The sequence below is a fragment of the Deltaproteobacteria bacterium genome, from assembly GCA_016210005.1.
GTDB lineage: Bacteria > Desulfobacterota > Binatia > HRBIN30 > JACQVA1 > JACQVA1.
On record JACQVA010000060.1, the window covers coordinates 1 to 11447 of the forward strand.

An 11447-nucleotide genomic window follows, 5' to 3' on the forward strand; every position below is an offset into this window, starting at 1 on the left:
GGCCGGCACCGGCCGCTGCGGCTGGTCAGGCGATGGCGGCGCGGCGACGGCGGCGGAGCTCAACGGGCCGCTGATGTTGGGGTTCGACCCGGCCGGGCAGCTCTACGTATCCGAGCAATACGTCCCGCGGGTGCGCGCGATCGACCTCGGCACAGGGATCATCACCACCGCGGCCGGCACCGGCATCTCGGGCTCCAGCGGCGACGGCGGCCCGGCCACCCTGGCCCGCCTCACCGGCCCGAGCGGCTTGCTCGTCGATCCCGACCAGCTCGCACTTCAGATCGCCGACTCCGGCGCCGATAACGTCCGCCGGGTGCAGCTCGGCGAATCCTCGGGTGGAAGCACGCCGACTCCAACCCCCACGCCAACCGCAACGTGGACGCCCGTGATCGCGGCCACCGCCACCCTCACCAAGACGCCATCCAGGACGCCATCCAGCACTCCAACCAAGACCGCAAGTTACACACCTAGCCCGACCGCCACATCGACTGCGACCCGAACCGCAAGTGCAACACCGACACCGACGCTCACCAAGTCTCCGAGCGACACCCCAACGCTGACCTCAACACGGACCGCCACCGGAACCCCCTCGCTGACACCCACCCGCACCAGCACCGCAACGCCGACTCAAACCCCAACTGCCACCCGCACGCGCGCGCCCTCGAAGACACCAACCGCAACCAGCACCAGAACGCCTAGCTCGACCAGAACCCCGACACCTACCCCGACGCTGACCTTCACCGCCATCCCGACCAACACGAAGACGCGAACCCCTACCCGCACCGCGACCCGCACCCCCAGTGGCACCGCGACCTCCAGCCCAACACGCACCCCGACTCGCACGCGGGTGCCGACCAAGACCCCTACCCGCACCGCGACCCGCACCCCCAGTAGCACCGCGACCTCCAGCCCAACGCGCACCCCAACCCGCACGCTGGTGCCGACCAAGACCCCTACCCGCACTCCGACCCGCACCGCGAGCCGCACCCGAACTTCCACCCCAACTCAGACTGCAACCCGTACCGCCACACTAACCCCCACCGTGGCCGGGTCGGGCAGCAACCCAACCTCAACGCGCACCCTCGTCCCCACAAAGACCGCCACGCACACCCCAACTCACACCAAGACTCGCACTCCGAGCCCCACCCGCACCTCGACTTCCACGCGCATACCGACCCGGACGCCGACGCTGACCCCAACCCGGACGCCGACGCTGACTCCGACCGTCACCCGCACCTCGACCGCGACGCGCACGCCGACTAAAACACCGACAATGACCCCGACTCGGACACCGACCCGCACCGCCACCTTCAGCCCGACTCGCACGGCGACTCGTACGCCCACCGCTTGAACCGCCTGGCCGGCCCACGTGCATCAGTGCGCGTCATCGCTGCATAAGCGCCCCCGGGGCCGCTTGCCGTCTCTCTTCGTTTCCGCCTAGCGCGGCTGACGCCCGCAACCCAAAGCTCGACAGGGGTATTCCGTCATGCCCGCAATCCCTAAGCGGGCATCCAGGGGCGGTGAGGCTCCGGATGGATTCCCGCCTTCGCGGGAATGACGGAGGGAAATCTGCGCGCGACGCCAAGACTTTCGGCCATAGTAGCTCAGATAGCCATGTGCTAGGATTTTCGCCGTCATGCGGTACTACCCGATGTTCCTGCGCATAGAGGGCCGCCCCTGCTTGGTTATCGGCGGCGGAGAGGTTGCGGAACGTAAAGTATTATCGCTCTTGAAAGCGGACGCGCGGGTCACCGTGATCAGCCCGGCGCTCACCCCGACACTCGCCGCGCTGGCGGATCGCAGGCAGATCGTTCATCACGCCCGGCGCTATCGCCCCGAGGACCTAGACGGCGCGTGGATCGCGTTCGCCGCCACCAACGACGAGGCGGTTCATGCCGGCATCGGTCGCGACGCCGAACGCGCGGGCGTACCGCTCAACGTTGTCGATCGCCCGCGGCTGTGCACATTCATCGTGCCGTCGGTGATTGAACGGGGCGAGCTGACGGTGGCGATTTCAACCGGCGGCGCCAGCCCAGCTTTCGCGCGCCGCCTGCGCGAGGAACTGGAGCAGCTACTCGGCCCCGAATATGCCCAGGCGCTGGCAATCCTACGCGCGGTCCGGCGCCAGCTGCAGTCGGAGGCGCGACCGCAACCGGAACGCCAAGCGATCCTGACCGCTCTGGCGCGCTCGGGGATCGTTGATTTGTTGCGCACACAGCAGTCAGCCGCCATCGATCGGCTCCTGCGTACCACGGTTGGCGACGGCACCTCGGTGGCCAGCCTGAGAGTGAACCTGGCTTGAGCTATGGAACTTATACTGCTCCCGTTGGTGCTCGCGCTCTATCTCGCCGCCACCGTCGGCTTCGTCACCCACCTGCTCACGGGGCGGGAGCAACTCCGCCGCCTGGCCCTGTGGGTACTGGCCGCGGCCTTCGCGCTCGATGCCGCGGCCATCGTCGCCCGCTCGCTGGCCTCAGGCGCGCCGGCCATCACTTCCTTCCACGATCAGCTCTCGCTCTTCGCTTGGCTCACTGTCGGGATCTACCTGTGGCTGCAGCGGCGCTATCCGCTGACGGTGCTGGGCTCACTGGTCAGCCCGATGGCCTTCCTGTTCGTGTTGTCCGCCTATGTGTTCTACTCCGGCAATCGCGACTTCACCCGCAGCCCAAACAATCTGTGGTTGCCCGCGCACATCGCGCCGGCATTCCTCGGCTACGCCATTCTCGCGGTCGCGTTCTGCATCAGCCTGGCCTACTTGCTCCAGGAGCAGCAGCTCAAAGCCAAGCGCAAGAGCGGCCTGCGCCAGCGCCTGCCCTCGCTGGAGACCCTGGATGAACTCAACTTCCGCTTCGTGACCTGGGGCTTCGCCCTGTTCACGATCGGCATCATCACCGGCTCGGCCTTGGCCAAGCAGCGCTGGGGCGCCTTCTGGTCATGGGAGCCGGTGCAGCTGTGGTCGCTGGTTACTTGGTTGCTGTACGCTATCCTTTTGCATACCCGGCTGACCGGGTGGCGCGGCCGGCGCGCCGCCACCCTGACGATCGTCGGCTTCGCGCTGCTGGTGGTGTCGTTCCTGAGCGTCAACCTGCTCTCCGCCGGCCGTCACAGCGCAGTAGGATGAGCGCAGACATCGTCATTGTCGGTGTCAACCACCGCACCGCGCCGGTGGATGTGCGCGAGCAGCTCGCCCTCGCCAACGGCAAGCTCGACGACGCTTATCGCGACCTCATCGACCCCGGCCCGCTACAGGAAGCGGTGGTGGTATCGACCTGCAACCGGGTCGAAGTGGTGGCTTACGCTGACGACCCGCAGGCGGCAGCGGAACGAATCGTCGATTTCCTGGCAACACAGAACGGACTGCCGCGCGAGCGCTTCGACGCGCACCTCTATCGCTACCGTGGCCGCGAGGCGGTGCAGCACCTTTTTCGGGTGGCCGCCAGCCTCGACTCGATGGTGATCGGCGAGCCGCAGATTCTCGGCCAGCTCAAGGAGTTCTATGCCCGAGCAGCCACCGTCGGCGCGGTGCGCACGGTGTTACATCGCTGCTTTCACAAGTCCTTCTCCGTGGCCAAGCGCATCCGCACCGAGACCGGCATCGCCGCCAAGGCCGTCTCCGTCAGCTCGGCCGCGGTCGAGTTGGCGCGTAACATCTTCGATCGCCTGGAAGACAAGACCGCCATGTTGATCGGCGCCGGCGAAATGAGCGAGCTGGCCGCCCGCCACCTGCTCGCCAGCGGCATCGGCACCATGATCGTCACCAACCGCACCTTCGACCGCGCCGTCGAACTGGCGCGCGAGTTTCGCGGCACCCCGGTGCCTTACGAGCACTTCCCGCGCTACTTACCCATGGCCGACATCGTCATCGGCTCGACCGCCGCCCCCACCCACGTGCTCACGCCGGCGCTGATCAACGAGGCGTTGCACGAACGCAAGCAGCGCCCGATGTTCTTGGTCGACGTCAGTGTACCGCGCGCCTTCGATCCGGCGATCAACAAGATCGACAACGTCTACCTTTACGACATCGACGACCTGGCGGACGTGAGCGAGGACAATCTCGCCGAGCGCCAGCGCGAAGCCGCCAAGGCCGAGTTGATCGTCGAAGCCGAGGTCAACAGCTTCTGGCACTGGCTGAGCGGACTCGATGTAGTGCCGACCATCGTTGCCCTGCGCGAGAAGGTCGAAACCATCCGCCGCCGTGAACTCGACAAGACCTTCAGCACCATGAAAGATCTATCGCCGCGCCAGCGCGAGGGCCTCGAGGCCCTTACCGCCGCCATCGTCAACAAGATCCTGCACGCACCCATCAAGCACCTCAAACGCCACGACCCCCAGTCCGAGAGCTTCGTCATCGACGCCGCCCGCCAGCTCTTCGACCTGGAAGAACCCGAGGACAAAGAAAGCAAGTGACCACCACGATTCGGATCGGCACCCGCGGCAGTGCTCTGGCGCTGGCGCAAGCCCGTTGGACTCAGCAACAACTGCAACGCCTCCTGCCCGGCCGGCCGGCTGAGTTGGTGATCATCACTACCTCGGGCGACCGCTTCGTCGATCGCCCGCTCTCGGCCATCGGCGGCAAGGGTCTGTTCGTCAAGGAAATCGAAGAGGCACTGGCCGCCGGCCGCATCGACTGCGCGGTCCACTCGATGAAGGACTTGCCCGCCGAGCTGGCGCCGGGCTTGGCACTGGCCGCCGTGCCCGAACGCGTCGATCCGCGCGATGTCTTGCTCTGCCGTGGCGGCCACAACCTGGCGGCACTGCCCGCCGGCGCGCGGCTTGGCACCAGCAGCTTACGCCGGATGGCGCTGGTGCACGCGCTCCGCCCGGGGCTCGATCTGCTGCCGCTGCGCGGCAACGTCGATACCCGGTTACGAAAGCTGGACGCCGGCGAGCTCGACGCCATCATCATTGCCGCCGCCGGCTTGCACCGGCTCGGCCTCACGCGCCCGGCGGCCCAACCGCTCGACCCCGCCGAGTTCCTCCCCGCCATCGGCCAAGGGGCGCTGGCGATTGAAACCCGCTGTGATGACGTGGCGTTGGTTTCCGCCCTCGAGCACGCGCCCACACGTATCACCACCGCGGCCGAGCGCGCCTTCTTGATTCGCGTCGGCGGCAGCTGCCGCACGCCGCTGGCCGCCCACGCCACGCTCGCCGGCGCGCGGTTGGAGTTGCGCGCCTTGATCGCCAGCCCCGATGGCCGGCAAGTCATTCGCGGCCAGCGCAGCGGCGCCGCCACGGAGGCCGCCGCGCTCGGCGGTGCCCTCGCCGAAGAGCTGCTCGGCCGCGGCGGTGAAGCCATCTTGCGCGCACTGACCGCCTGGTGATGAATCCCGCCGGCCCAGCCACGCCCGCAGGCATCGTCTACCTCGTCGGCGCCGGCCCGGGTGACCCGGGGTTGCTCACGCTCAAGGGCCGGCGCTGTCTCGAATGTGCCGACGTGGTCTTCTACGACTACCTCGCCAACCCGTGCCTGCTGGACTACGCTCCGGCGGCGGCTGAGCGCATCCTTGTCGGCAAGCACGGCGATGGGTTCAAGTTCGAGCAGAACGAATTGAACCGGATGCTCATCGAGCACGCCCGCGCCGGCCGCACCGTGGTGCGCCTGAAGGGCGGCGATCCGTTCCTGTTCGGGCGCGGCGGCGAAGAAGCCGAGGCGCTGGCGGGCGCCGCTGTCGCATTCGAGGTCGTCCCCGGCATCAGCGCCGCGCTGGCGGTACCGGCCTATTCCGGTATTCCGCTCACTCACCGTGATTTCGCCTCTGCGGTGACGATCCTCACCGGCTACGAATACCCGGACAAGTCCGAGCCCGCCGTGCACTGGGACGTAGTTGCCCGCCGCGGCGGCACGCTGGTCTTCCTGATGACCACGCGCCAGCTGGCGGCCAACATGGAAAAGCTGGCCGCTGCGGGCATGGACCCGGCCACGCCGGTGGCGGTGATCCGCTGGGGCACCCGCGCTGAGCACGAAACCATCGCCGGCACCGTCGGCACCATTGCGGCGCTGGTGGCCGAGCGAGGGCTGCAACCGCCGGCATTGGCCGTCGTCGGTGACGTGGTACGCCTGCACCAGCGCCTCAACTGGTACGAGCGCAAGCCCTTGTTCGGCCGCCGCATCGTGGTCACGCGGCCGCGGGCGCAGGCCACCAGCTTCATCGAAACGCTGAGCGCAGCCGGGGCCGAGGTCATCCCTTGCCCGACCATCGAGATCGTAGCGCCGGCGTCGTCGCAGCCGCTGGACGCCGCCATCGCCGGCGTCCAGGCCTTCGACTGGCTGGTGTTCACCAGCGTCAACGGCGTTGAGAAGTTCTTTGAGCGGCTGCGCCAGCTCGAACGTGATGTACGCGTGTTGCACCGAGCCCGGCTGGCCGCCGTCGGCCCGCAGACAGCGCAGGCACTGGCTGAACGCGGCCTGCGGGTCGATGTCATGCCGGAGGAATTCCGCGCCGAAGGTGTGGCCGAGGCGATGCAGGCCGCCGGCGTTAGCGGCCAGCGCGTCCTCTTGCCGCGCGCCGCCGGCGCCCGCGAGATTCTGCCCGTGATGTTGCGCGCGGCCGGGGCCGTGGTCGAGGAGGTGGCCAGCTACGACACTGTGCGCCCGAACCTCGACGTCACCGAATTGCGGCGGCAGCTCACCGGTGGCGCGGTGGACCTGGTGACCTTCACCAGCTCGAGCACGGTGCGCAACTTCCTCGAGCTGCTGGGCGGCGACGCGGTCGCGCTGCTTGCTCGTGCGGCGATCGGTTGCATCGGCCCCATCACCGCCGATACCGCTCGCGAGCTCGGCTTGCACGTCAGCATCCAACCGTCCGCCTACACCATCGCCGCCTTCACCCGCGCGATCATTGCCCACTTTGCCGCCACGCCGCGGCGCTCACGAGGCCCCGCCGCGACCACCGACATGGAGTGACGCCATGGAATATCCCACCCTGCGCCTGCGCCGGCTGCGCAAAACCGAGACCTTGCGCCGCATGACGCGGGAAACCCGGCTCAGCGTTGACCAGCTCATCATGCCGCTGTTCGTCGTGCCGGGCCGCAACCTCAGCCGCCCGGTCAGCAGCATGCCGGGGGTGGCCCAGCTCTCCGCCGACCGCGCCGTCGAGGAGTGCAAAGCCATCAGTGACCTCGGCATACCGGCAGTGATCCTGTTCGGCATCCCCGACAACAAGGACAGCATCGGCTCGTCCGCCTACCGTGACGACGGCGTGGTGCAGCAGGCGTTGCGCGCGATCAAGCGGGCGGTGCCTGGCCTGGTGCTGATCACCGACGTCTGCCTGTGCGAGTACACCGATCACGGCCACTGCGGGGTGATCGCCGCGGGCGAAGTCGACAACGACGCCACCAACGATCTGCTGGCTAAAGAAGCTTTGTCACACGTGCGCGCGGGTGCCGACATGGTGGCGCCCTCCGACATGATGGACGGGCGCGTCAGCGCCATTCGCGACGCCCTCGACGAACAGGGCTGCGAGCACATTCCGATCATGGCCTACGCCGCCAAGTTTGCTTCGGCCTTCTACGGTCCGTTTCGCGAAGCCGCGCAGTCGGCGCCGCAGTTCGGCGACCGGCGCTCGTATCAGATGGACCCACCCAACGGCGACGAAGCCTTGCGCGAAGTCGAGCTGGACATCGGCGAGGGTGCCGACATCGTGATGGTGAAACCGGCGCTCGCCTACCTCGATCTCATTTGGCGCGTAAAGCAAGAGTTCGGTTATCCCACCGCCGCCTACAGCGTCAGCGGCGAGTACGCCATGATCAAAGCCGCTGCCCAGCAGGGCTGGCTCGACGAAGAGCGCGTGATGATGGAAACCCTCATCGCCATCCGCCGCGCCGGCGCCGATCTCATCCTCACCTACTTCGCCAAAGACGCCGCCCGCGTCCTGGCGCGCCGTTAAGAGCGACAAGGCGACAACCCCGCGGCGCGGTCAAACTGCGCCGCGGTTGCCGCCGGCTGCCTAAACGTAGTACGCGGACACGGGAGGACGAATCATGCACGAGCTGCTCGGGTTGACCCTGGTGGAATTGGCCGAAACGTTGCGAGCGCGCAAGGCGTCGCCGGTCGAGTTGATGGAGGCGGTACTGGCGCGTATCGGCGAGACCCACGCCGACTTGAACGCGGTGGTGGCCGTGCGCGACCGCGCGGCGTTGCTGCGCGACGCCCGCGCGGCGGAAGCTCGTATCCTGCGCCAAGATGCCCGCCCGTTGGAGGGCATCCCGCTCGGGGTCAAGGATCTCGAAGACGCCGAAGGGCTGGTGACTTCACACGGCTCGCTGCCGTTCCGCGACCACGTGGCCGCGCGCGACTCGACGCAAGTGGCGCGGCTGCGGGCGGCGGGGGCAATCGTCGTGGGCAAGACCAACGCACCCGAGTTCGGTTACACCGCGCTGACCAAGAATCTGGTCTACGGCGTGACCCGCTCGCCGTGGAACCTGGAGCGGACACCCGGCGGCTCCAGCGGCGGCTCGGCTGCGGCCATGGCCGCCGGCATCCTCCCCCTAGTCACGGCTAGTGATGGCGGTGGTTCGATTCGCATCCCCGCCAGCTTCACCGGCACCTTCGGTCTGAAAACCTCTTTCGGCCGCGTGCCGCGCGGCCCGTTCGTGCAGTGGGAATACGGCGACACCTCGGTCTACGGCCCGCTGACCAAGACCGTCGAGGATGGCGCGCTGTTCCTCGATCAGGTGGTGGGGCCGTCGCCGTGTGATCCCAACAGCTTGCCGCATCCGGGCGTTTCCTATCTGAACGCGGTCCGCACACCGCTAGCGAACCCGTTGCGCATCGGCTTTTCGCCGGATCTGGGCTATGCCGTGGTGCAATCCGACGTGGCGGAAGCGGTGGCGGAGTGCGTTGCGGTGTTCGCGCAACTCGGCCACCGCCTCGAACCGATAGCCGGAGGTCCGCCGCAGCTGGGGCGGGAGTGGGGTGTGACCGGGGCATTCGAGCTGGCCGCACGACTGCACGACCAGTTGCCGGAGCACGAGGGCGATTTCGGGCGCAGCTTCATCACCGCCGTCAAGATCGGCGCGCAGATGACCCCCGAGGCCTGGGGCAAAGCGGCGCAACTGCGCATTCAACTCAATCAATGGTGCGCCGAGATGTTCGACCGCTTCGACCTGCTGGTAACGCCGACCGTGCCCTACGACCCTCCGCCGGCGCGCGGCCCGTTTCCCGAGCAGACCGAGGGGCGGCCGCAGATCCTTGCCGGCGTCGCCTCGTTCACCATCCCCTTCAACCTCTCCTGGCACCCAGCCGCGACCGTGCGCGCCGGCCGGTCACGGGCCGGTCTGCCGATCGGAATGCAAATAGTCGGGCCGCGCCACCGCGATGATCTCGTGCTGCAAGCCGCCCGCGCCTTCGAGCGCGAACGCCCGTGGCACCCGCAGTGGCCGACGCGGTGGTGAGCCCTGGTCGATCTCGACGCGGGCCGGCCTCTCCTGTTACGGCTGCGCGGCCCGCGCCTTTTCGAGCATGGCCCGCGCTGCTTCGTCATCGGGGGCCAGCCGCACCACGGCTTCGTAGTGTTCAACGGCTTCGGCAAGCTTGCCCTGCTGGATCAGCCCCGCCGCCAACAGCTTGCGAGCATCGAGGTCGTTGGGACTGAGGCGAAGGACCGCGGCAAACTGTTGCGCCGCTAGTTCGGCCTGGCCGAGGCGCATGAGCACGGCTCCGAGGGTGACACGTAGTGCCGTCATCTCCGGTGCCAGCCGCACCGCGGCGGCGAGATGCTCGGCGGCCGGCTCCAGCTTTTCTTGGCGCGCCAGGGCTAAACCCAGGTGAAAGCGGGCGGTGACCAATGTGGGATCCAGCTCGACCGCCGCGCGATATCGGGCGATGGCCTCGTCCCAGATCTCTTGTGCTTCCAGTGCTTCGCCCCAGTTGTCGTGGATGTTGGCGTAAGTGGGTTCGAGCCGCGCGGCGATGGCGAACTGCGCCACGGCCTCGGCCAATCGCCCTTGCTCCTGGAAGACATTGCCGAGGCCGAACTGCGCCACCCAGGCCCGCGGGTTCTTCGTGAGGTTGTCGCGCCAGAGGGCTTCCTCGTCTTGAAAAGCGTACGTGCGCTGCCAGGTCAGTGCCCCCAACGCCAAGAGCACGATTGCACCTGCGAGCGCTTTGACATTGGCGTTGGCGATGCGTGCGGCGGCGGCCGCCGCCAGCGTCGTCAGACCGATGCTGGCCAAGTACTGGAAGTGATCGGCGACGTACGACAGCATCATGAAGGTAAAGTTCACGAACCCCAACACCGGCGCCAGCGTGAGGGCGAAGTACAACACTGCGACCAGAGCTGCGAGGCCGAACCGATGGCGCGCTTGCCACAGCACGGCCACAACGGCTAGCGCTGCCGCCACCGCCAGGTACTGTCCGGGATCACCGGCGTTGATCTGCCAGCGGGGATAGACGGCCATCAAGTTGACCGGCCACAGCAGCTTGAAGGCGTAGAACCACAACGCTTGCCCAGCCAGAAGCGCGCGATCCAGGTAGGAGAGGGTATGGCGAATATCGTCCGGCTCGCGCCATGCCGTCACCCACGCCAGCGCGCCGCCGATTATCAGGAACGGTATCACCTGCAGCAATCGCTCGCGCCAGCGCTGCGGCTCCCGCCACCAGGTGAACAGCAGCAGGATCAGCGGGAGTGTGCACGTCGCTGTTTTACTGAGCATCGCCGCGGTAAACAGCACCAGCGCGGCGGTGTAGTGCGGCCAAGCACGGCTCTCCGCGAAGCGCAGCCAGCGCAGCACTGCCAGCAGGTAGAACAGAGCCGAGAGCACGTCCTTCAACTCGGTGACCCAAGCGACCGACTCGACATGCACCGGGTGCAGCGCAAACAGCGCCGCGGCGAAGAACGGGGCCGGGACAACCAGCCGCCGCAACAGCGCCCACAGCAGCAGCGTATTAAGCGCGTGCAGCAGCACGTTGATGCAGTGATAACCGGCCGGGTTTACCCCCCACAACAGGTGTTGCAGCCAGAAGACGCTGAACGTCAGCGGATAGTATTGCGGCGTCTCGGCCGGCTCGAACCAGATCTGCCGCAAGCCGGCGAGCGACTTCAGCGCCGGGTTATCCCACACGTAGGCGCTGTCATCCCACACCCAGCCGGCGCCCGTCACCGGCAGGTAGGCGAGCACGACCATGCCTACCAGCAGCACCGCCGCGGGGCGCGGCCTGTCGGTCAGCGATACGATTGCACGCGCAGCAGCAACTGGGGCCGGCGGCGCGCCCCGGCGTGTTCGCGGGCGTGTCACGACGTCGGCTTCCTCGCGGCCCTCAAGGCCAGATCGGCTTCGCCAAGCAATTGCTCCCCCTCATTCTGACCTTCTCCCATCCGGGAGCTGATCCTGCCCGAGAAGTGTTCGCTGGACACGGTGACGTGAGATGTTAGGGTCCTTCAGCAAGCTTGGCAAAGACTTTGAAGAACTCGGCGATGTCGTCCATGCGTGGCAGCCCGATCCAGAGA

At 67.5% G+C, this 11447-nt stretch carries 9 protein-coding genes; 8 read left to right on the forward strand and 1 reads right to left on the reverse strand.

The genetic code is table 11. The features are described from left to right. The 8 genes from HY699_06340 to HY699_06375 all read left to right on the forward strand — a co-directional run. Nucleotides 1–1351, forward strand: a 1351-nt coding sequence (locus HY699_06340) for a hypothetical protein (GenBank protein ID MBI4515418.1), incomplete at its 5' end; no start/stop codon positions are given. A gap of 285 nt (nt 1352–1636) precedes the next feature. Next, the gene (locus HY699_06345) at nt 1637–2302 is read left to right on the forward strand and encodes a bifunctional precorrin-2 dehydrogenase/sirohydrochlorin ferrochelatase (GenBank protein MBI4515419.1); all 666 of its coding nucleotides are present in this window, start codon (nt 1637–1639) and stop codon (nt 2300–2302) included. Between the two features lie 3 nt (nt 2303–2305). Next, a complete protein-coding gene (ccsA, locus tag HY699_06350) occupies nt 2306–3121 on the forward strand; it encodes a cytochrome c biogenesis protein CcsA (GenBank protein MBI4515420.1) in 816 nt (271 codons plus the stop codon). Beyond that, a complete protein-coding gene (locus HY699_06355; protein MBI4515421.1) occupies nt 3118–4407 on the forward strand; it encodes a glutamyl-tRNA reductase in 1290 nt (429 codons plus the stop codon). Before ccsA ends, HY699_06355 begins: the two co-directional genes overlap by 4 nt. Continuing rightward, entirely contained in the window at nt 4404–5321 is a 918-nt protein-coding gene (gene hemC / locus HY699_06360) for a hydroxymethylbilane synthase (GenBank protein ID MBI4515422.1), read from the forward strand. Before HY699_06355 ends, hemC begins: the two co-directional genes overlap by 4 nt. After that, nucleotides 5321–6904 (forward strand): uroporphyrinogen-III C-methyltransferase, encoded by a 1584-nt coding sequence (gene cobA / locus HY699_06365; protein MBI4515423.1) that lies wholly within the window; start codon nt 5321–5323, stop codon nt 6902–6904. Before hemC ends, cobA begins: the two co-directional genes overlap by 1 nt. Before the next feature lie 4 nt (nt 6905–6908). After that, complete coding sequence (hemB, locus tag HY699_06370; GenBank protein ID MBI4515424.1) at nt 6909–7886, forward strand: porphobilinogen synthase; 978 nt, start codon at nt 6909–6911, stop codon at nt 7884–7886. 94 nt (nt 7887–7980) lie between these two features. Next, nucleotides 7981–9393, forward strand: coding sequence for an amidase (locus HY699_06375; protein ID MBI4515425.1), 1413 nt, complete (start codon nt 7981–7983; stop codon nt 9391–9393). A gap of 36 nt (nt 9394–9429) precedes the next feature. Here the strand turns inward: HY699_06375 and HY699_06380 are convergent, their stop codons facing one another. Next, nucleotides 9430–11235, reverse strand: a complete 1806-nt coding sequence (locus HY699_06380; GenBank protein MBI4515426.1) for a tetratricopeptide repeat protein — start codon at nt 11233–11235, stop codon at nt 9430–9432. Nucleotides 11236–11447: the final 212 nt, after the last annotated feature.